21 protein-coding genes are annotated in these 22093 nt (G+C 39.9%); 9 read left to right on the top strand and 12 right to left on the bottom strand.

Going from position 1 to position 22093, the window contains the following annotated elements; translation table 11 throughout:
• Positions 1-36: 36 nt before the first annotated feature.
• The 4 genes from OWEHO_RS01240 to OWEHO_RS01225 all read right to left on the bottom strand — a co-directional run bounded on the left by OWEHO_RS01240 (position 37) and on the right by OWEHO_RS01225 (position 8019).
• Positions 37-945: a leucine-rich repeat domain-containing protein gene (locus tag OWEHO_RS01240; protein WP_014200631.1), complete on the bottom strand. Its 909-nt coding sequence runs from the start codon at positions 943-945 to the stop codon at positions 37-39.
• Positions 946-948: 3 nt separating this feature from the next.
• Entirely contained in the window at positions 949-2793 is a 1845-nt protein-coding gene (locus tag OWEHO_RS01235; RefSeq protein WP_143764444.1) for a cytochrome-c peroxidase, read from the bottom strand.
• 122 nt (positions 2794-2915) lie between these two features.
• Positions 2916-7340, bottom strand: a complete 4425-nt coding sequence (locus OWEHO_RS17650; protein ID WP_014200629.1) for an alkaline phosphatase PhoX — start codon at positions 7338-7340, stop codon at positions 2916-2918.
• Positions 7341-7701: 361 nt separating this feature from the next.
• Complete coding sequence (locus OWEHO_RS01225; RefSeq protein WP_014200628.1) at positions 7702-8019, bottom strand: DUF202 domain-containing protein; 318 nt, start codon at positions 8017-8019, stop codon at positions 7702-7704.
• A 226-nt stretch (positions 8020-8245) separates the two neighbouring features.
• On the opposite strand from OWEHO_RS01225, the gene OWEHO_RS01220 reads away from it, so the two are divergent.
• Positions 8246-8716, top strand: coding sequence for a nucleoside deaminase (locus OWEHO_RS01220; protein ID WP_014200627.1), 471 nt, complete (start codon positions 8246-8248; stop codon positions 8714-8716).
• 63 nt (positions 8717-8779) lie between these two features.
• Positions 8780-10150 carry an MBL fold metallo-hydrolase RNA specificity domain-containing protein gene (locus tag OWEHO_RS01215; RefSeq protein WP_014200626.1) on the top strand — a complete coding sequence of 457 codons (1371 nt, stop codon included), beginning with the start codon at positions 8780-8782 and terminating at the stop codon, positions 10148-10150.
• On the opposite strand, the gene OWEHO_RS01210 is transcribed toward OWEHO_RS01215, so the two are convergent.
• The 4 genes from OWEHO_RS01210 to OWEHO_RS01195 form a co-directional block, all read right to left on the bottom strand.
• Complete coding sequence (locus tag OWEHO_RS01210) at positions 10147-10890, bottom strand: peroxiredoxin family protein (protein WP_014200625.1); 744 nt, start codon at positions 10888-10890, stop codon at positions 10147-10149. The genes OWEHO_RS01215 and OWEHO_RS01210 overlap by 4 nt on opposite strands.
• A 162-nt stretch (positions 10891-11052) precedes the next feature.
• Complete coding sequence (gene mdh, locus OWEHO_RS01205; protein ID WP_014200624.1) at positions 11053-11979, bottom strand: malate dehydrogenase; 927 nt, start codon at positions 11977-11979, stop codon at positions 11053-11055.
• Between the two features lie 124 nt (positions 11980-12103).
• A complete protein-coding gene (locus tag OWEHO_RS01200) occupies positions 12104-12430 on the bottom strand; it encodes a tRNA-binding protein (protein ID WP_014200623.1) in 327 nt (108 codons plus the stop codon).
• A gap of 179 nt (positions 12431-12609) precedes the next feature.
• On the bottom strand, positions 12610-13008 hold the full coding sequence (locus tag OWEHO_RS01195) for a hypothetical protein (RefSeq protein WP_014200622.1): 399 nt from the start codon (positions 13006-13008) through the stop codon (positions 12610-12612).
• A gap of 118 nt (positions 13009-13126) precedes the next feature.
• Between OWEHO_RS01195 and purT the strand changes: the two genes are divergently transcribed.
• Positions 13127-14293, top strand: a complete 1167-nt coding sequence (gene purT, locus OWEHO_RS01190; protein ID WP_014200621.1) for a formate-dependent phosphoribosylglycinamide formyltransferase — start codon at positions 13127-13129, stop codon at positions 14291-14293.
• 224 nt (positions 14294-14517) lie between these two features.
• Here purT and OWEHO_RS01185 read toward each other — a convergent pair whose 3' ends face one another.
• The 3 genes from OWEHO_RS01185 to OWEHO_RS01175 all read right to left on the bottom strand — a co-directional run bounded on the left by OWEHO_RS01185 (position 14518) and on the right by OWEHO_RS01175 (position 16050).
• Positions 14518-15075, bottom strand: a complete 558-nt coding sequence (locus OWEHO_RS01185; RefSeq protein ID WP_041627781.1) for an inorganic diphosphatase — start codon at positions 15073-15075, stop codon at positions 14518-14520.
• A 110-nt stretch (positions 15076-15185) separates the two neighbouring features.
• Complete coding sequence (locus OWEHO_RS01180; protein WP_014200619.1) at positions 15186-15560, bottom strand: hypothetical protein; 375 nt, start codon at positions 15558-15560, stop codon at positions 15186-15188.
• A 19-nt stretch (positions 15561-15579) separates the two neighbouring features.
• Complete coding sequence (locus OWEHO_RS01175) at positions 15580-16050, bottom strand: hypothetical protein (RefSeq protein WP_014200618.1); 471 nt, start codon at positions 16048-16050, stop codon at positions 15580-15582.
• A gap of 175 nt (positions 16051-16225) precedes the next feature.
• On the opposite strand from OWEHO_RS01175, the gene OWEHO_RS01170 reads away from it, so the two are divergent.
• From OWEHO_RS01170 to OWEHO_RS01160, 3 genes are all read left to right on the top strand, one after another.
• The gene (locus tag OWEHO_RS01170) at positions 16226-16564 is read left to right on the top strand and encodes a single-stranded DNA-binding protein (RefSeq protein ID WP_014200617.1); all 339 of its coding nucleotides are present in this window, start codon (positions 16226-16228) and stop codon (positions 16562-16564) included.
• A gap of 198 nt (positions 16565-16762) precedes the next feature.
• Entirely contained in the window at positions 16763-17149 is a 387-nt protein-coding gene (locus OWEHO_RS01165) for an endonuclease domain-containing protein (RefSeq protein ID WP_014200616.1), read from the top strand.
• 96 nt (positions 17150-17245) lie between these two features.
• Positions 17246-17929 carry a hypothetical protein gene (locus tag OWEHO_RS01160; protein WP_143764442.1) on the top strand — a complete coding sequence of 228 codons (684 nt, stop codon included), beginning with the start codon at positions 17246-17248 and terminating at the stop codon, positions 17927-17929.
• Positions 17930-18045: 116 nt separating this feature from the next.
• On the opposite strand, the gene crtD is transcribed toward OWEHO_RS01160, so the two are convergent.
• Positions 18046-19512 carry a 1-hydroxycarotenoid 3,4-desaturase CrtD gene (crtD, locus tag OWEHO_RS01155; protein WP_041627780.1) on the bottom strand — a complete coding sequence of 489 codons (1467 nt, stop codon included), beginning with the start codon at positions 19510-19512 and terminating at the stop codon, positions 18046-18048.
• A 103-nt stretch (positions 19513-19615) separates the two neighbouring features.
• Between crtD and OWEHO_RS01150 the strand changes: the two genes are divergently transcribed.
• From OWEHO_RS01150 to OWEHO_RS01140, 3 genes are all read left to right on the top strand, one after another.
• Positions 19616-20362 carry an ABC transporter ATP-binding protein gene (locus OWEHO_RS01150; protein WP_014200613.1) on the top strand — a complete coding sequence of 249 codons (747 nt, stop codon included), beginning with the start codon at positions 19616-19618 and terminating at the stop codon, positions 20360-20362.
• A complete protein-coding gene (locus OWEHO_RS01145) occupies positions 20362-21636 on the top strand; it encodes an ABC transporter permease (protein WP_014200612.1) in 1275 nt (424 codons plus the stop codon). The genes OWEHO_RS01150 and OWEHO_RS01145 overlap by 1 nt, the downstream gene beginning before the upstream one ends.
• Positions 21637-21823: 187 nt before the next feature.
• Entirely contained in the window at positions 21824-22069 is a 246-nt protein-coding gene (locus OWEHO_RS01140; RefSeq protein ID WP_014200611.1) for an acyl carrier protein, read from the top strand.
• The last annotated feature ends 24 nt before the right edge of the window (positions 22070-22093 follow it).

Genomic DNA, 22093 nt, shown 5'->3' with positions numbered 1-22093 from the left:
GGAGCCCGAATATAGCCAATATTCTAGTCTGGCGATTTAATCAAGGATAACCGTGCAGCCAGGCAGTGCCTCTTTAATTCGCGTCTTTTCGCTTTCGCTAAAATTGTTTCCCACTGCTATAAGCGTTCGTAGATTTTTAAGGCGGCCAATATTACGAGGGAGTTCTGTCAAAGCATTTTCTGAAAGAATAAGTTGTTCCAGATCTTTCAGCTTACAAAGTTCTTCAGGAAGTTCGGTCAGTTCATTATTCGAAAGATTCAAAGCTTTCAGACTCTTCAGTTTTTTCACCTCACCAGGGAAATTCCGCAAATAGTTATGGTTTAAATCTAAATCCTCTAAGCTTGATATGTTACACCAATCGCCTTTAAATTCTCTAAACTGGTTATAGCCCAGTTGCAATGTTTTTAAATTTTTAAGACTTGAAAATTCAGCTGGAATAGCACTCAGTTGATTGTGAGACAGATCAATAACTTGAAGCTGTTCGCAAGTACCTAGCGCTGGCGAAATGTAAACCACATTGTTAAAGGAAGCGTGCAATAATCTTAAGCTTTGCAACTCTCCCATCTCCTTTGGTATCTCTGGTACTTTGTTTTTAGCAATGTCCAAAGCCTCGAGCTTTTTCAGGTTTTCGATTTCTTTTGGAATGGCCTTCAGGCTATTCTCCTTCACATTTAAAGTTTGGAGATTTGTAAGTGTAAAAATGCTCTTGTCCCAACTCTCCATATTGTTTTTCATCAAGTTTAGAAAAGTGAGATTCTTCAATTCCTCGGCACTATCATCCAGCTGAAAAAGCTGCAAGTCGCGAAGGTTAAGTTGTGTGGCATTATCTACCTCTGCAGCTTCGCTTATCGCGGAATATACCGGCTCAGTAGGATTGGCGAATTGGGCAGAAAGAGCCAATGATCCAAAAACGAAAAGCGTAATTATGGTGAATTTCGGAGCCATCAATTAATAATTTAAAGTAGTGTCCGTAAGCGATTTCATAAACGCAATGATATCATTCATTTCATTTTGTGAAAGACCAAGTGAATCCGGAGCCAAGGTTTGATTTGTAACTTCTAAGCCAATTCCTGCTCCACCTCCATTATTGTAAAAATCCATCACATCCTGAAGTTCAGCAAACTCTCCATTGTGAAAATAAGGTGCAGTAAGCTCCACATTTCTCACCGTTGACGTTTTGAAGGAACGTTCATATATCCAAGCCTTTTCGCTGTGGATCTGATTATTTATTCTCCCAAGGTCATCGTCCAACTCTTCATCATTGGCAGTAGCCAAAATGCCCAAAATCTCTGTTTCATTTTTAATAAAATTGGGAGGAACTAAGCCTGAAAAAGTTGGTGCAAAATGACAAGTACCACAAGCTGCTTTTCCCATAAAAAGGTTGAAGCCTCGCTTGGCGTCATCCGGTAGCTTAGCTTCTTCATTCCGTACATATTTATCAAAAGGGCTATTGAAAGATCGCAATGACAAAACGTAGGAAGCCAAGGCCGAGGCAAATTGCTCCTCGTTTATTTTCTTGCTGCCAAAGGTTTCTTTGAAGACTGACTTGTATTCTTTGTCATCATTCAGTTTCTCTAAAATCTCAGCATTGGCAGTGTTAAATTCATCAGGATTGAAAATTACGTGCTGTGCCTGCTGCTCCAAAGTGAAGGCTCTTAAGTCATAAAAGTATCGATCTGCATAAACGGCATTTAGCAATGTAGGTGCGTTGCGCTCCACCGTCTTCCCTTCTACGGAACTCAGCGATCGCTTTTCGCCATCAGTAAAAGCCTTGGTAGGATTGTGGCAAGTAGCACAGCTCATTTGTGCGTTTCCGCTAATTAACGGATCGTAAAAAATCTTCTTCCCAAGGTTTCTCAACTCATCCGAATCTTCTTCTGCGCTAAGCTGACTGTAGAAATAAGGATCGAGCACATCATTTGCAAAAATGCTTTTGCTCTTTGGGTTCCAACCGCCTTTACTTTCCGGGTAAGCATAATTGCTAATCTTAGTCAACTTTTCATACAGGGGATCAGCTATTTCTTTAATAAAAGTAAGTCTGTCAAAATCGTCAAAAGTGCTATTTGAAACCTGCTTTTGTCCTTCGTTCAAAAGCTCCAAAACTTCATTATGAATTGGTTTATCCGAAGCTTGAAGCAAAGGCTCAAGGTACGTTTCCATACTTTTCAGAGAAACCGAAACTTCATCCAAACCGTTGAGCGAACCAGGCGTATCAAAACCAGTAATACTCATGGACACCATCCTAATTATTTCTAAGCGAGCCGCATTTAGAAGCTCCTCTGTTTTTAGTGTCCTGCTTTTGAAATCGGCCAATAGAAATCCGGATTGCATTTGTAATTGTCGAGAAAGCAAGGCAATTTCCTTAATATTCTCGTTCCAGTCTTCGGCAAAAATCATTTCGTCCAACACCTGCAGTCCTTCCGGTGGAATCACCATTGGGTTGGTGTCAAAAGTTTCGATGTGTAAAAGTGGGGCGCCATTGATATGCTCCTCCACATATTCAGGATAAAAATATTCGAGTAAAAACTCAAGCCTTTTGTAGCTCTGGCGGGTTCTTACTAGTTGGCTTTTTAGCTGTTCGCTGCTGGCTTCTCCTTCCCTTGCCTTTTCGGCAACTACTCTTAAGCTTTCAATTTCTTCCTCAAAACTTTGGCTAAGTGTGGCATTAAGCACCTTCACTTTTTCGGCAGTAGATGGATTGTAAAATTGAAACATCAACACAGCGCCAACAATAGTAAGGAGTATCCACAGGCGCTTTGCAGCAAAATTCATCTTCATGGGAAGTCTATTCATAATCCACAAAAATGAACTACTCAACTTAACTGACTCTTAAGCCTATATTAAGAAAAGGTGTAGAAACAAAAAATCCCTCCCGGTTGCCCGGGAGGGATTTAGAAATAAGGGTTAGAAACCGCTTAGTGCTTAATCAACTTTTCAGTAAAGTTTTCTGAACCATTCTTCACCTTAAGGAAGTAAACTCCTGCAGGGTAAGCGCTCAAATCAACTTCTACTTCAGTTTGTGCATCAGCGTGGTACATTAGCTTTCCGTTGATGTTGAAAATCATCACTTCGCTAGCCGTAGCTTGTGGCAAAGCAATGTTGATCACACCGCTGGTAGGATTAGGATACACTGCAAATGAAGCAGCACCTTCAGCAGAAGCCTCAGCGTTTTTCTTCACTATTACTGCATTTCCAGCTTTGTCAAGATCCATACGGAAAGAGAAACCACCTTTATCACCTATACGGTTTCTCAAAGCTACTGTTACGTGGTTCATTCCTACTTGGTACACAGTGTCCATGTCGGCAGCACCTACATAGTCAAAAGCATCACCACCAGCATTTGGATTAACCATAGTTCCATCAGCATTAAGCATCAAGTCATGCGCGTTTCCAGTGAAGTTATCCATACCAAACATATCTTGCTCACGAGCAACCAAAGTACCGTTGATGTAAACCTCAACATTATCATCAAAGTAGCTGCGGATACGGGTATTAAGATCCATGTTGTCTGAAAGCTCAAACCATGTTCTGTAATAAGTAACATTTTCTTCAGCTTTCAATACTGATGATCCTGGTACTTCAAGGATGCTGTTCCAACTGTACGGCTGGCCTACTTCTGCAGGAATACTAAAAGTACTATCAGCCGGTAAAGAAGCTACTCCCATCCATGGAAATTGCTGGCTTGTAGAATTGGTAGACACAGTGCTCAACTTCCAAAGGTTATCAGAAACGATGCTGTCCGTTTGTACTGGTGTGGTAGCCATACCACTTTCTAAATCCATACGGAAAGAGAAACCACCTAGGTCATTATTTGTACCATTACGGATTGCCAGTGTAATGGTATTGTTTCCAGCCATTAAGTACTCTTCCATTTTGTTGCTAGTGTAATAATCAAACTCATCACCACCGTTGTACCCATTTTCTACTGTTCCATTTACATGGAAAATAATGTCATGAGGAACATTTTGAGCATTTGCTTGCCTTCTGTCTCCTTCACGTGCTACCAAATTACCATTTAGATAAATTTCGATATCATCATCTACAGTTACTTGGAAACGAGCAGTAATGTTGGTATCTACACTAAGATTGAAGTCTTTACGGAAGTAAGTAACATACGCATCGGTTTTAATAACCTTAGCCCCATCCACACTGTCTACCCCGTGCCATCTGTATGGCTGTCCTTCTTCTGCCATTAAGCTAAAGGTGCTATCAGCTGGTAACTCACCTGCTACACCTTTCCATGGGTAACCACCGGCATTAGCCTGAGTAGTTAAGGTAGATTTGCTCCATTCGCTATTTGAAACTACTGCGATAGAATCTTTTGGTTGTGCACCAAGATCTTTAGCCAAAGCGATAACAATAGTGGCCGATCTGTTGAAAGTCACCATATTTCCGCTAGCATCTTCCTGAGAAGCATTAGAACTACTTGGATGCTGAACTGAAACAAATCCGAAACGGTAATCTGGAGAGAAAGTAAGACCTGTTGGCTCAGAACCTCTTGGAAAAGAAGCATACAATTCAACTTTTGGATCAAGTTGAGTGTGATCCGGGCGAACTACCCAAATATAGTTACGACCACCATCTTGAAGTACCCAAAGGTTTCCTTTATCATCAAAGGTAAGGTTATCGTTTCCTCCACCCCAAGATTCGCTTACCACACCACTTTCAGTAACGATGTCATAAGAAGTGCCTCCAACAAAAGTTTCAAACTCACTAACAGTGTTCCCGTTATCCGCAAATCTAAAAGTACGACCAAGGCCTTTGGCAGTGAAGTATACCTTACCATCGATAGGGCTTATTTCGCAATCTTCTACACCGTTGAAATTGGTTGCTCCCAAAGAACCTGCAATTGAGTACATATTATTTCTATCAGCTTGAGTAGCATTTGGAACAGGAATCCAGGTAGCAGTAGTTCCAGTAGGATCTCCACCAGAAAGTGGTTGATCTAATTTCAGTGCATACACTTTACCGGTGCTAAGGTTTCCTTTGTTGTCAGCCACAAATTTGTAAACTACAGAGGTACCACCATCTTCACCATAGTAAGCAGTTACGCTATCATCAGCAACTACGATGTTTTCATGAGACATACGGCCCATTGCCCAAAGCTTGTCTTGCTTACCATCGTTGTCATAATCCAAAACTTTACCAGTAAGAGGATCAATTTCTACATGCCAACCTACATCCTGATATCCATCAGCATTATTGTCTCCAGTATTTCTAGATTCTTCACTCGTAATGATTGTTCCCCAAGGAGTAATACCTCCAGAACAGTTACGAGTAGTAGAAACTAAATCACTATTGTAAAAATCTACTGGCTGCGTAGTATCTACAACCCATAGTTGAGTAGACTTATCAAAGTGCAAGTCTAACAATGAAACTCCACCTGGAGTGTTCTCATGGTTAATAGCAAGATGACCTAACTCACTGCTTCCATTCATTGGAACATATCCGGTAAAGTCATGGTTTCCAGGAACGGTAGTAGGAAGACCAGGACCGGTTTTGGTATAAGCTTCTCCTTGCTTAAAGATCAACTGAAACTTATGCTCTTTAGCAATAATCAGTTTTGAAGTTTGAGCAGTTGGGTTGATAGATGTAAAGCAACCAATGTGCTCATCAGTACAAGATACACCAGGGTTGTAAGCTGGCTGATCTTCTAAGAAAAGGTCAAAACCAATATCAGAACTCTGTCCATCACGATTGTGAATTTCTACTGCGATTTGGTTTCTTCCATTTCTCAAAACTGATTTTGCAAGTTTATAAATGGTGTAGCTGGTTTCGTCAGCACCGTCAATAATGCTTGAAGAGTGAGTTAAATAATCAACAGAACCGCTAGGCATATTGCTACGCACTACCTCTACCCCATTAATGTATACAATGGCTCCGTCATCTCTACGAAGACCTAAATACACTGTATCAGTAACGTTATTCAAATCAACCATTACATCTCTACGGAAGTAATATGTGATGTACTTATTATTAGCATCAGGACCATAAGAAATCTCTGTTGTATAAGCATCGCCATAACCTAAAGGAGCGGCTCCAAATGTCCAGTTCTTATCATTAAAAGAAGTATCCTTCCAAGCAGCAGCGTCAAGGCTGGTACCATTGTCAAGGTAGTTCCACTCAGTACCTGCAGTAAGCGGGTAAGTAGTTGGTCCTAATGGAGGAAGCTCAAAATCTACTTTCATATCAAAGCTTAGGTCAGAGCTACTTGCAGTAGCTTGGTGCAATTCTACAGCAATCACGTTAAGGCCATTTTGCAAAAGGTTTGCAGTTACATTTCTATAGTAGGTAGTTTCATTAGCACCGCCTACGGTGGCAGAAGCCGCAGTTCCATACGCAACATTTCCTGAAGGCATATTTTGGCGGAAAGCCTCCACACCATTTACATATACCACTACTCCATCATCACGCATTACATCAAATACTAGTGAATCATAAGCAGAAGCATCAGTAACGTTAAAAGTATGACGCAAGTAATAAGTGTTGCGCTTATTGTTTGCATCAGCACCAAAATCTAAAGTGGTGTTTTCATTACCATTATTATAACCTAATGGTGCATTTCCAAAATCCCATGCAGTATCCACATAGTTTAGAGCTGTCCAGTTGGTTCCCGTAAGATCGTTTCCGCTGTCATCATACTTCCAAGAAGCGTTACTCAAAACTGGGAATGCACCCGATTGGTAAGTTGTAGGCGGTGTGTAAGTAACAGTAAGGATCGGAGATGAATTAGCTTCGCCATTGTATGACTCAGCGGTACGCTTACCAGTATTTCCGGTATATCCAGGAACACTCAAATAAACTGGATCAATGAATCCTGCTAAAACAGAATTTCCTTGTACCCAACCTGTTCTATTAACTACGGTTTGAAGACTGGCTTTCAAGTCCGGAGTTCTTTGATCAGCACCATTATCATTTACATTGGCAAATGCCGGTACGTTCCAAAGTACTGCGTCATTTAATGTATAAGCTCTGTTGGTAAGGCTACCGTTTCCTCCTGAAATGGAAGCTGCATCGTCAGCATCTTCAAATGCGATTACTACATCAACGTTTCCGCTAGTGGTAACTTCATCAACAGTAAACTGGATAGATGCACTTTGAATAATTGCACCCTTTGGGATATTCAGACTTTCAAAACGAATACCCACCATTTGGTCAGTTCCGTCAGTAGATAGTTCTAGATCTGTACTCGTAAGATCTAGTGTGTTGTTGGTAAGGTCTTCTTCTGCGTCATTTGACGAGGAGTTTACCTGCACTTGCACTGTTTGGACTTGTGCTTGGGCTATTGCTCCTCCATAAAGGGCAGCCGCAAGGAAAATCCAATTGGTAACTTTTTTCATTGAATTCGGTGATTTTTAAGGATTTATTAATGAGCCTAAATGTCCTTAGCTCATGTTCCTCAAAATTTCCCTCACTATTAATTCAATCTTAAGCACCTAATTTAAATTGATTTAAAATAACATTACTACCTATTGATTTACAGTGTGTTTCCAAATTCAACAGTAGAAATAATAATAATTTGACCACAAGTCATCCTTAACTGAAACAAAACAATAAGTAAACATTAGAAGTAACCAATTGCAACATTCTCCTTTAATAACACGACTTTCAGACCACATCTTTGAAAACACATGACAAAACCGATAGAAAATAATAAGGCTGCCTCCATTTTCCTACAAGCACAATTTGGCGAGATAAAATTTACTCTGGCAAATCTTTGTTCTCATAAAACTTCAGCAGCTTTCGCTTGAGCATAAAATATCGGATTAAACCATAAATAATAAGCAAGGCACTGATTACCAAGGAAACATTTCCGAGCCAGCGCAAACTGCTAAAATCTTCAAGCTTGAGTAAACCAATCCCTCCAATTACCAAATAAAGGCTGGTTCGAATGTAGGAGAATAATGTCCTTTCATTTGCCAAGGTGGTTCGCTCTAAAGCGAGATAATCTCTGAGAATGATTTTCTCTTTTGCCTCAAAAGGCTTTACAATTCTTGGGAATCGAAGTTTTCTCTTCATAATATATAATAACAAGAAATGTAGCAAAAGATCACAGACCTAGCATTTTTACCGGGTAAAGACTTTCAAAAAAACAAAGCCCCTCACGTAATAATACCTGAGGGGCTCTTCAACTAAACTAAAACTAAACACAAAAAAATTAACTCAAAAGAATTAGCTACGCTTGTAATTCTATCTTTATAGACTGAGTTGGATAGTGATGGTTTAATTCAATCCTAAAAAAAAGATGAATGACGAACTTTACATAAGGTTGGCAATTGAGTTTTCACAAAAAGGAATGGATAGTGGAAGTGGCGGTCCTTTTGGTTGTGTGATTGTAAAAGATGGTGAGGTAATTGGCCATGGCTATAATCAAGTAACTACCACCAACGACCCCACTGCACATGCAGAAATTGTAGCCATTCGCAACGCATGCAAAGCAATTGACTCTTTTCAGCTTGAAGGTTGTGTAGTTTACACCTCCTGCGAACCCTGCCCTATGTGCCTGGGTGCTATTTATTGGGCTAGACCTGATAGGTTAGTTTATGCATGCTCTCGCCAGGATGCTGCTGCCATCGGGTTTGATGATGATTTTATTTATCAGGAAATACCATTACAATCTTCCGAAAGGAAGATAAAAACCGAGCAACTTCTTCAGGAAGAAGGTGTGAAAGTGATGGAGCTTTGGAAAACAAAAAAGGACAAGATTGATTACTAGCTGATAAATATCACTAAACAGTATTCAGATATGCCGTAGTTTTATTGCTATATACCAAAGGCTATGAAACCAAACTCGTTATCCCTTAAATTTTTAGGTGCTGCAGGAACTGTTACTGGTTCTAAAACATTACTAACCTTCAATGGATCCAAAATACTTATTGATTGCGGCCTTTTTCAAGGAATAAAATCGCTTCGAAAACAGAATTGGGAAGATCTTGATTTGGCATCTGATGTTTCGGACATTATTCTTACCCACGCACACCTCGATCATAGTGGATACCTACCCCGCTTTGTAAAACAAGGCTTTAAGGGACAAATCCATTGTACACCTATTACTGCCAAACTCGTTCGTATTATACTTCTTGATAGTGCTAAAATTCAGGAAGAAGACGCAGAGCGGGCTAATCGAAAAAAGTATTCTAAGCATGAAAAGGCAGAACCGCTTTATACAACAGAAGATGTGCACCATACATTAAACTTAATAGTTACACATGAATACAACGAGTGGATGGTTCCTGGGCCAGATCTTAGGTTTACATTTATTCAAAATGGACATATCCCGGGCAGCGCCATGGTGGAAGTTCATGCAGGTGTCAAGAAAATTGTTTTTTCAGGAGACTTGGGCAGGTTAAAGCCTCTCATAATGCCAAAACCAAAACCTCTTCCAGAAGCTGATTTACTAATTCTTGAATCTACCTATGGTGATCGACTACATGGTGTAACGTCTGCTTTTGACCAAATTAAGGAAGCTGTAAACTTAGGTTACGAGCAAAAAGGTCAAATCTTAATCCCCAGCTTTGCCGTAGAGCGAACTCAGGAAATACTCTACATTCTCTTGTGCCTGATTAGAGACAAAAAAATTCCCTCATTAAGAATTTACCTTGATAGTCCTATGGCTACTGAGGTGACCAAAGTACTACTGAGCTTTTATGAGTTTTTAAAAGACCCCGAGCTTCGTGATATCATGAACCGTAACCTTGAAATAGTTTCAGATTACAGAGCTTCACAAGCAATTGTAGCTATGGAAGAATGCAAAATTGTAATTGCGGGAAGTGGTATGATAACCGGAGGGCGTATTCTTCATCATCTAGAAGCTCATATTTCAAAACCTTCTACCGTAGTAATACTCCCTGGCTTTCAAGCTTTAGGCACACGTGGTAGTGATCTTGCGAAAGGTGTACCTGAAATCAAATTCTTTGGCAAGTATTATAAGGTTCAAGCTCGAATCACACAGCTTGATTCATTGTCAGCACATGCCGACCGTAACGAAATACTGGAATGGGTAAAACACACATCGAAGTTGCCACAAAGAATAATTCTTAATCATGGTGAAGAAACAGCAGCACATAGCCTTAAGCTGAAACTTGAACATGAATTAGAAATTCCAGTCTTAGTGGCAACTCCAAATATGCATTACGTCATGGATTTTTAATCCTTCTTCAATTCATCCAAAGCCTGGATTATATCTTCAATTGGAGCACGCTCTCTATAATCTGCATGTAAGAAACTGTAGGTTACTTTTCCATCCGTATCAATTACATAAGTAGCCGCCAATGGAAGTTCTCCCTTGTCATTTCCATTATATTCGCTTAGGCCAAATCCCTCTTCATATCTTGCCGCTACTGCTGGAGTAAGTTTAAAAACGATTCCATATTCTTTGGCCACCTTATTATCTAAATCACTCAAAACCTGAAATTCAAGCTCATTTTTTTCAGTGGTGTTCATACTCTTATCAGGGTTTTCCGGTGTTAATGCCAACAAGTTTGCACCTCTGGCCTTAAACTCGTCCATATTTTCCTGAAGGTAATGCAAGGTAATATTGCAGTAAGGGCACCATCCTCCTCGATACCAAACCAAAACTACCGGTCCATTTTTAAGCTCCTCATGAAGAGAAACCTTCTTTCCAACAGCATTGTTAAGTTTAAAGTTAGGAGCCTTATCTCCCACATTTATTGCCGCTTCCAACACACCTGATTCCTCTACAGCTTTTATGCCTTCAGCATAATCTTTCTTTTTATCAGCAGGTGCTGTTGCGTTAAAGTTCTCTTTCCGCTCGTTCAGAGTTTCTGTTAAAGTTTTGCTGTCTTTTTCCATTTCGTTTTCACTTTGTGCTAATGCAGGCAAGGTTGTCGCTAAGATTGCTGCAAGAGTAAGATGTTTGATTGTTTTCATTTTCAATTTTTGTTCGGCTAATATACCGAAGGGTTAATACTACAAATGTTATGTTTCTGACAAAAAGAAGGGCTTGATAACAAAAATGATACCGCTCTTAAAAGCAAAAAGCTCTGTATCCTAAGGATACAGAGCTTTCAAATAACATATATCTAACAAATACTATGCTTCCAAAAGACCATTAGTCTTGCGAACAGCATCAGCACTTTCTGTCAACTTGTTTTTCTCAGCATCGTTAAGTTCAATTTCTACAATGCTTTCGATACCATTCTTGCCAATGATAGCAGGTACACCAATAGAAATATCGCTTAGTCCGTACTCTCCATCAAGTAAGCAAGAGCAAGGGAACATTTTCTTTTGGTCGCAAGCAATAGCTTGAACCATAGATGATACAGCTGCTCCTGGAGCGTACCATGCGGAGGTTCCTAGCAATTTGGTTAAAGTAGCACCACCCACTTTAGTGTCTTCAAGTACGGTGTTCAATCTATCTTCTGAGATAAATTCAGAAACAGGAACACTATTACGAGTAGCAAGGCGAGTCAATGGAATCATACCAGTATCGCTATGTCCACCGATTACCATACCGTCAATGTCAGACTGTGGGCAATCCAAAGCCTCAGCTAAACGGTACTTAAAGCGTGCAGAGTCAAGTGCTCCACCCATACCAATAATTCTGTGCTTAGGAAGGCCGGTAGCTTTGTGCGCCAAGTAAGCCATAGTATCCATTGGGTTAGAAACCACAATGATGATTACGTTTGGAGAGTGCTCAATAATTTTTGAAGCAACGTCTTTTACGATACCCGCATTAATGCCGATAAGCTCTTCGCGAGTCATACCTGGCTTACGTGGAATACCAGAAGTAATTACCGCTACATCGCTGTTTGCAGTTTTGGAGTAATCATTTGTACTTCCAGTGATTTTGGTATCAAAACCATTAAGTGAAGCGGTTTGCATAAGATCCATTGCTTTTCCTTCTGCAAATCCTTCTTTGATATCTACCACCACTACTTCAGAAGCAAAGTTCTTCATGGCGATGTACTCAGCACAACTGGCACCTACTGCTCCGGCACCTACTACGGTAACTTTCATATTATTATAAGCTTTTATTACAATTCATTAAGGGCGGCAAATGTACAGATTGAAGGGCAAATAGGGTAATTTGAAACTGATTTATAGCCACACAAAAATGAAATTTCCCAATAATTGAGTATTCTTATGAAATCCTTTCTCCGTTACCTGTATTGCCCAAGGTGGTGAGTACTGTTACTTCATCTCCGTTTACAGCTCCCAAAACCAAACATTCACTCATAAAATTGGCAATCTGCTTTGGAGGAAAATTCACTACAGCTACCAATTGTTTTCCCTGCAAATCTTCTTTACTATACAATTTGGTTATTTGAGCAGAGGTTTTCTTCACTCCAAGCTCGCCAAAATCTATATGCAACTTATATGCAGGTTTACGAGCCTCAGGAAAATCCTCAACCTTAATAACTGTTCCTGTACGAATGTCTATTTTTTCAAAATCTAACCAACTTATCATAAGCACTTTACCTCTTAAAAATTAAAAATACCTGAAATCAGGTATTGTATTCAAACCGTATCAGGCGCATCTTTGACTAACTGTAATCGCATTCCCCCTTAATGTGTGATTTTGTTACCCAAACCTTTATTTTGTGTGAAGTCGCCACCCTCGGGTGGCGCTTTCATTTAGGGGTACTCCTAATCAGCTACTTTGCCCTGCATTTCTAATTCTTCAATGTCAGCAATCTCCCATTCCGAAAAAGGCTCAATGGTAAACTTCTTATCAAACAATTCGCTACCAATATAAAAGCTCACCCAAAATTGATTGTAAAAACTAAATACTGCGGGGTCAATTCTTTCCACTTTGGCAAAAGTATTGGGCTCTAAACCTTCAATAGAATGACGAAGTGTAGAGGTCTTTCTTCCTCCTCCACTTTGTTCTTCACTGGCGTTAGAAACTATCATTACGGTATTTAGTGCAATTGGTTTGTTATTGATAATATATACATACCAATCACTTTCTCCTTTGTCATCTATAGTTTTTCCAATCGCAATTTTCACATCTGTTACGGCCGGAAAATTTATGTCTTTCTTCATCTTTCATGTCTTAAAACGGCAAAGTTAGCAGCTTTGATAAGCTTAGAAAGAATAAAATGAAATGGCTCCAAGGTCATTTCTAAGAAATGGTAATTTCGCTAATCCAAAAAATGAAAATATGTCCGACAAAATAGTTCTACTTGGTTCTGGTGAGTTAGGTAAAGAGTTAGTAATTGCCCTAAAACGCCTCGGCCAATTCGTAATAGCCTGTGATAGCTATGCCGGAGCTCCGGCCATGCAAGTGGCTGATGAGTTTGAAGTAATAGATATGCTGGATGGTGATGCCTTAGACAAAGTTGTAGCCAAGCATCAGCCCAAACTTATAGTTCCAGAAATAGAAAGTATTCGCACCGAGCGTTTTTATAGCTATGAAAAACAGGGGTACACAGTAGTACCGAGTGCCAAGGCGGCAAACTTTACGATGAACCGCAAGCTTATCCGCGACCTTGCGGCCAAAGACCTTGGTGTACGAACCGCACCATATCAGTATGCTACCTCGTTAGAGGAATTCAAATCGGCTGTAGCCAAAATAGGAATGCCTTGTGTGGCAAAACCATTGATGTCTTCCAGCGGCAAAGGGCAATCGGTAATAAAAACTGAAGCAGACATTGAAAAAAGCTGGCAATACGCTCTGGACGGCAGCCGTGGCGATTTGATGGAAGTTATTGTGGAAGGATTTATTGATTTTCATACCGAGATAACTTTACTAACGGTAACTCAAAATAATGGCCCTACCCTTTTCTGTGCACCTATTGGTCACCGCCAAGACAGAGGTGATTATATGGAAAGCTGGCAGCCCTGTGCCATACGCTCAAAAGATTTGAAAGAAGCACAGGATATGTGTGCCAAAGTAACCGAAGCACTTACCGGTGCTGGTATTTGGGGTGTAGAGTTTTTCATTGCAAATGATGGTGTGTATTTCTCCGAGCTATCACCACGACCACATGATACGGGAATGGTAACCTTAGCGGGAACACAAAACCTCAGCGAATTTGAATTGCATGCACGCACTATTTTAGGTTTACCTATTCCTGAAATCACACAAGAACGAGCTGGTGTATCTGCCGTAATTTTAGCGGAAGCAGAAAGCAGCGAAACTCCTGTATTTACAGGAATATCAGAGGCGATTAAAGATCCCAAAACGGACATTAGAATATTTGGAAAACCAACAACTCGCCTCTACAGAAGAATGGGCGTAACCTTGGCTTACGATGAAATAAACACAGATATGGATGCTTTGCGCAAAAAGGCTACTGATTGTGCGAGTAAGGTGAGCGTAAAATAGACTACCTCGCCCTGAAAGCTTTCGGGGCACCCCTTCGGTGTCGAAGGGGAATTGGCTCCGAAATAAACTCCATAATAACGAGAATATACTCGCTGGTAATTCCCCTTCAATTTTTGAAGGGGTGGATTCCGCGCAAAGCAAGCGGAAGACGGGGTGGTTAAAAAACAAAAGCGGCCCGTGATTTCAAAAATCACGGGCCGCTTCATTTATACTATAGGGAAATATTAAAACTGCATCACATTTGGTGCAATCTCTTTATTATAAAGCTCTATACTTTCGTTCAAAATTTGGATAGCAACTTCCTTGCTTTGGAATTCTTCAACGATTACTTCTTTGTTTTCCAACTTCTTGTAATCCTCAAAGAAACATTTCATTTCAGAAATCAAGTGTGGAGGAAGCTCTGAAATATCATTATAATGACTCATGCTTGGATCACCATTAGCTACAGCGATAATCTTATCATCAGCTTCACCTTGGTCGATCATGCGCATTACGCCAAGAATCTTTGCCTCTACCAAAGTAAGAGGAACGATATCTACCTGAGAAAGTACCAAAATATCTAGCGGATCGCCATCATCACAAAACGTTTGTGGAATGAAACCGTAGTTTGCAGGATAGTACATTGCAGAATAAAGCACGCGGTCAAGCTTTAGCAAGCCACTGTCTTTGTCAAGCTCGTACTTAGCACGCTCGCCCTTTGGAATTTCAATAATACCGTTTACAATATCGTCTGCAGAATGGCCCACAGATACGTGGTGCCAGGGGTTAAAATAATCTTTCATAGTAATGTATTGTGTGGCGAACACTCGCCCATGCATCAATTTCGGGCGGCAAAGATACTCAACATTACTAATTTGGGAAATCTTATAGATTAAATATCCGTTAATACAGATTAGTGGTTATTTAGGTCTTCCAGCTTTTTTACCAAAGCAATAGACTGAGCATCGAGAAAAATATAGCCCTGATCGTAACAAAAGTAGTAACGCCCCCCTTTTTTGGTTTCATAAATACTGGTGAAATAATCAAAGTTAAAACCTTTACCAACAAGGATATCACGGGTAGTTTTGGTTTTTCCGGTAGGGTTCATTTCTACCAAAATCTTTCGGTTTTTAGAAAGCACCCGGTTGGTATTACGAATGAGATTATTCACATCCCTAAACTCCCGATTGTTATAAGCATTGCGACAACCATCGCTGCAAAACTTTTTATCAGCTCTACCCTTTATGGGCTCATTACATTCTAAACAGGTGCGTTGTTCTTCAGACATGATTGCAGCTTTAATTCAACTAGTGTCCACTCCGTACTAAATCAGTATATAAAGCATCAATAATAACTCGATGAGCTTTCTCCCCCTTTTCCGTGGTTCCAAAATGAATTGCTTGAGTGTCTCCTTCAATCTGTATGGTATATTCAATAAGATCCAAACTCTGAAGCTTTCCATAGATGTTCTTTTGAACATTGGAATTCAAGTTCGTTGGTGCAAAGCGATAATATGTAGCGTCTTCACCACAAACAATTAGAAAAATTTTCAACTCTTCATAACTCAAACCTTGGAGATCTTTAGTTAAATTATCTAATCCTTTAGATTCAGATAACTCCTTTATGGTAAGTTGAAAATCCCCAATTTTCATATTTCCCGTATTGTCAAGCAGTTTTTCAATTGGGGAAAAAAATAAAGCAATCAATAGCAACGCAATAAACTGCCATGTGAGGACTTTATCTATCAAATAATTTAAAAAGTCGGATACTTTACTCATCAGTATAAAAGTTCATGATTAATCTAATATATAAAAACCATTTCCAATTACAACCGTTTACAAACGCTTACAAACGACAGCTAAGTAGATAGTAAGTGCTTAAATACCGAATCGGGTTTGGATACTGCCGCACCTTTGTCTCATCAAAATTTTAATAATCGTAAAACCCTTTATCATGAATTCTTTAAGAAACCGCGTACAGTTAATTGGCAACCCAGGCATGGATCCTGAAATCAAAAATCTAGACAATGGAAATAAGCTCGCTAAGTTTTCGCTAGCTACCAATGAAAACTACAAAAACGCTAAAGGCGAAAAAGTAACTGACACCCAATGGCACAATGTAGTAGCCTGGGGCAAAACTGCCGAGCTGGTAGAAAAATTTATCCGTAAAGGAAAAGAGGTAGGTGTAGAAGGTAAACTTGTAACCCGCACCTACGAAACCAAAGAAGGTGAAAAGCGCTATGTAACCGAAGTAGTGATGAATGAGTTTTTGCTACTTCAAAACAAAGAGTAAGCTCAGGTTGATATCCAGCTATCTTAAAACCGCCTGTGTAACATAGGTGGTTTTTATAGCTATATAAAGTCCACCTCCGCCCTACAGGCACCTCCGCCAGCGGAGGACAACGCTGCGTATCCTCCGCTGGCGGAGGTGGCGAGGAACGAGACGGAGGTGGACTCTCACCAAGGTAATCTTTATTAAAACCCAACCTTAATGAAACCTAATCATTATTATAACCCAAAGCTCCAACATTACGCTCTCGAAAACCGTTCAACCATGACAAAGGCCGAAGCCTGTTTGTGGAAATATGCTCTAAGCAAAAGGCAAATGCTGGGTTTTCAATTTAGGAGACAAAGACCAATTGAAAACTACATTGTTGACTTTATTTGTTTACCCCTAAAACTTATTATTGAGGTGGATGGATATTCTCACCATATTCCAGAAAACGAGGCTAAAGACATAGTCCGCCAGAACCGCTTAATTGAACTTGGATATATCGTGGTAAGATTCAAGGATGAAGAAGTCCTTGAGCATATTAACATTGTTAGAGAAAATATTGAAGGTTGGATTCGAAAACTGAGTCAGGAACTTGGTAAATAACTCTTACGATGTCCACCCCCGCCTTTCAGGCACCCCCGCCAGCGGGGGACAAGACGCTCTCCTCCGCTGGCGGAGGTGGCGAGGAACGAGCCGGAGGTGGACTTTTCAGAAAACGCTCTTTATTCATTCCCCACAACTGGAAACAATTACTTCTATATTTACCTTGAAACCCTTAAGATCCAGATTGAAGTGAAAATCATTGTTTCAATACTTACGACCCTCTACTTTCAGTCTGCTCTTGGTCAAACAAGTTTGGAAACTATAAAAAGGAATGAAATAATTACGGTCATTCAAACAGACTCTTTACCTGGTACATATTTGAAACATGTACCAATTGAAGGAAAGTTTGAACAACTTACTTCGTTTAAGTTTCCAAATGGAATCTTTGATTACGTAACAATGATTATGGGAGAATATCAGAATGGGAAGCCTTTTGGAACTTGGATCTACACTAGGATTAATCAAGACTTTTACTGGATTGATATTGAGAAGAAAGTTCGATTCTACCCTGACTCAACAATCGTTACAAGTGACTTTGGTAGTATTAGGTATAACAGGGATAGCACCACAGTAGAGGCATCAATCTCAGGAATGCTTTCTAAGGTGAATATTTCATGCGGTAGGAACACGTGTGTTTTTCAATCAATGGGAAAAGCTAAGAATGAATTTTGTTTCCAACAGGAGCATTTGAATGCAATAATTACAAAGTTGAGAGAGGGTATTCCAGAGATTGAAATCTATAATGAACTTGGTGAAAAAAACGCCAATCATCATAAATAAAAGCAAACCAATTTTCCCCTATTCGTTTGGAACTTTGCGGCTGGACAAAGAAACATTTCGCTTCTTAACAAATCTACGGTGGAAACTTCGCCTTGTTTAAAACACCTCTACCCAACCTACTCCACCATCCCCACAGCAATCTCAGCCGACTTTAAACTCAAAGGAATACTTGACCCCGGATGCACTGTTCCGCCACAGAAATACAGGTTTTTAAACTCTTTACTAAAATTGGGGTGGCGGAAAAACGCTGAGAAATTGCTGCTAAAGCGATTTCCATAAATAGAGCCAAAGGCACTGAGGTAGCGCTCATCAATCCCTCTAGGATCCATAACATCTTCGGCCACAATCAAAGGTTCAATATCTGTTCCTAGAGTTCGGTTTATTTTGGCAATAATGTTTTTACGCGAACGTGCTATTATCTCATCCCAATCCTGACCTACATTGTTGGGTACATTTATCATAGTAAACCAATTCTCTCCTCCTTCTGGCGCATCGCCCTGGCATTTTTTAGATGTTATATTTATATAAATGGTAGGATCATTACACACATTATTCTTTTCAAATATGGCTTCATACTCCGTCTCCATATTTTTTGCAAAAAGAATGTTGTGAACGGTAAGCTCATCAAAGCTTTTATTTATTCCCCAGTAAAAAACCAATGCAGATCCGGACTTTGGTTGATCTAAAACTTTGCTTGGTCTCTTGGCTTGCGGAAGCAATTGATTGTACAAATAATACACATCCATGTTGCTCATAAAAAGATCTGCCTCTCGTCTTTCGCCTTCCACAACTATTGCTTCCACCTTGCTTTTCGAAGTCTCAATTTTATCCACTTTTTTACCAAAATGAAATTCTACACCAAGCTCTACGGCCAGCTCATATACTGACCTACTGATTTGTTGCATTCCGCCTTTCGGCAAATAGGCTCCTCGGTTTATTTCATAATGCTGAATAACGTTTAATGTACCTGGTGCTTCGTAAGGGTTGGAGCCATTGTAGGTAGCATATCGGTTAAAAAACTGCACCATCTTTGGATCATCAAAGGTCTTTTCATTCACCTCATTCATGGTATTAAAAGCATCAATTTTACCAAAATTCAACACCCCCTTCACAGTCTCCTTGTTTAGGAAGTTTTTAAACTTATGAAGCGACCGATTGATAAAAACATCCTCGGTGAGTTCATTGATTTCCTTCACTTTATCCAAATACTTTAGAACAGTTTCCTTACTGTCTAAAGTGTTTTCAGCCACGCTTTCCGCAAATTTTGTTGTGTCGGAGCATCCCTTAATTCGGGTGCCATCTTCATAAAAATAATGGAATATGGGGTCTAGCCGAGTATATTCAAAATAGTCCGCTGGATTTTTGCCGGCTAGCTCAAATAGTTCTGTAACATTTTGAGGCATTGTAAATATGGATGGTCCATAGTCAAATCGAAAGCCATTTACATTTCTGGAAGTAAGCTTTCCTCCAAAAAAATCATTCTTCTCATAAACAGAAACATCATACCCTTTTACGGCCAAACGCACACTGGCACCCAGTCCCGCAATTCCTGCCCCTATTACTATGGCTTTCTTTTTACTCATACCCACGCTACAATTTGGCTGCAAAGTACTACCGAAAAATCTTCCGCACATCGTGGATAAAGAATTTTACCTTTGGCTGCTTTCAAAACAGTTATCTCCTTTAATGATACAGGTTCTAAACCTTCATAAATCTTACGCCACAAACAACACAAACGCTGTTTCCGATTTGAACTTGCAAGTTCAAAAAGGGGAGTTTTATGGTTTGCTTGGGGCCAATGGTGCGGGAAAAACTACAACCATCGCGATGCTTTGTGGTATTTTAAAACCTAATACCGGTTCCATTCTCATTGATGGTAAAAATATTGAAGAGCACCATGAGTATATAAAACAGCATTTTGGGGTTGTGCCTCAGGACTTAGCTTTATACTCTGCGCTAAATGCTTATGAGAACCTGCGTTTTGTTGGCAAAATGTATGACATTCCGAAACTAGAACTTGAAGCAAAAATTGAGAAGTATATTGACCTTTTTGGCTTAAAGCCGTACGCTAAGCGCAAATTGGGAACCTACTCCGGAGGGATGAAAAGAAAGGTAAATCTCATTGCTGGAATTTTACACGACCCTAAATTGGTGTTTCTGGATGAACCCACCGTAGGCATTGATATCCAGTCCAAAAAATTGATAATCGACTTTTTGAAAGATCTCCACACCAAGGGCACCACCATTATCTACACTTCGCACAATATGGAAGAAGCCGAGATGCTATGCACGCGCATAGGTATCTTGAACCTTGGAAAACTGATTTTAGAAGGTACTCCAAACGAGCTAACAGCACTCAACCCAAAGTTTCATAAGCTGGAAAATCTATTACTTCACCTTGCCGAGCATGGCGAAATAAGCCTCAACTCCTGATGAAACAGTTTCTTGCCATCTTGTACAAGGAGACCCTGCTTATTTCTCGCGACCGTGCAGGGCTTGCACTACTTTTCGTGATGCCAGTAATATTTCTGCTCATTATGAGTGTGGCCCAGGATAGCGTTTACAAAAGTGTGACTGAACTTGGAATGCCAGTTATTTTGGTGGATAATGACCAGGATAGTTTAGGACATTATGTAAATCTTGGTCTTGAGCAAACCGATTTTTGTAAACTCAGCACCACCATAAATGGGAAAAAACCTACGGTAAAAGAAGCTCATGAAGCTATTGCCAGAGGTGAATTTATGTTTGGCGTAATCATCCCAAAAAATGCTACTGCTAGCATTCGCAGAAGCGTGGAGAACCTAGTGAGCCAAACTATTGGTATAGATAGCAATGCTCAAAGTGGAAACATTGACAAAGTTGAAGTAGAAATCATTTATGACCCTACTACTCAAAAATCAATGGTCACCACGGTTTCCAGCACATTGCGTGAATTTATTTCTAACCTTAAGGCTAAAATCATTTTTGAAACTTTTACTGGTGAGATTAAGGAGTTTATCCCTTCTACCAACAGTAAAATCAATTTGGCCGAAACTGATGTAATTCGGTTTAGTGAAGAATTCGCGAATAATAGTGAATCTAAAATTCTACCGAACTCGGTGCAGCACAACGTGCCCGCCTGGACCATTTTTGGGATATTTTTCATTGTTGTTCCATTGGCGGGAAGCATCATTAAAGAAAAGCAAGAAGGTTCTAGCATCAGACTCAAAACCTTACCTGGCCCTTATGTTTTAAACCATTTAGGTAAAATGGTGGTATACTTTGCTGTTACCATTATTCAATTTGTTTTGATGATGTCTCTGGCCAAATTACTCCTACCACTTATTGGTCTGCCAATGCTGCAATTTGGTGGAGAAATTCCTGCTGTAATCGTGATAGCAATTGGTCTATCACTAGCAGCTACAGGCTTCGGAATGTTTGTGGGTACCATCTGCACCACATATCAGCAAGCTGCCATTGGTGGCTCGCTCACCATCCTTATCCTTGCGGCCCTTGGCGGGATATGGGTTCCGTTACACATAATGCCTGAGTATATGCAGATAGTAAGCAAAGTGTCACCTCTCAATTGGGGCCTTGAAGCTTTCTATACCATCTTCCTCCGTGGGCAAGGTTTTCCATTAATTTGGCCTTATGTTATAAGCCTTTTCAGCTTCTTTATATTGACCATCACCATGACTATTATTATTGTAAAACTGAGACGTAGCTAGTAAAGGTTTGCTTTTAAATTTCTATATAAGCAACTTACATCTCACTGAATTAACTATCCCAAAATAGCTAGTCGAATTACCTTAAGCCTTTGGAAAAATATTGATATGTTAACAGGTGTTTTGCGTTAGTACTTGGTCTTACAAAATCTAATTATTACTGTTACTTTTGCCGCAAATCCAGTTTTCTATGTCCCCAGCCGAAGTCTCGGAAGAGCTTTTAAAATTTATTCAGGAGAATCTTGTTGATGCAAGCTTGGAGCTAACTTCCAAAACCGACTTACATAATGTTGCCGGAATTGACTCAATGGCCATGGTGGAAATCATCCTCTTTATAGAAAGAAAATTCGGAGTTAGCTTTTCTGATGATGAACTAAACCCTAAGATATTTATTTCTGTAGAAGTGCTTTCAGAAGCGGTATTAACCCACGACTAATATTTTGAAATCGGTAAAAATTAG

Source organism: Owenweeksia hongkongensis DSM 17368 (assembly GCF_000236705.1).
Lineage (GTDB): Bacteria > Bacteroidota > Bacteroidia > Flavobacteriales > Schleiferiaceae > Owenweeksia > Owenweeksia hongkongensis.
Note: the sequence above shows the minus strand (reverse complement) of the source record. Positions and strands in the feature narration are given on the sequence as shown.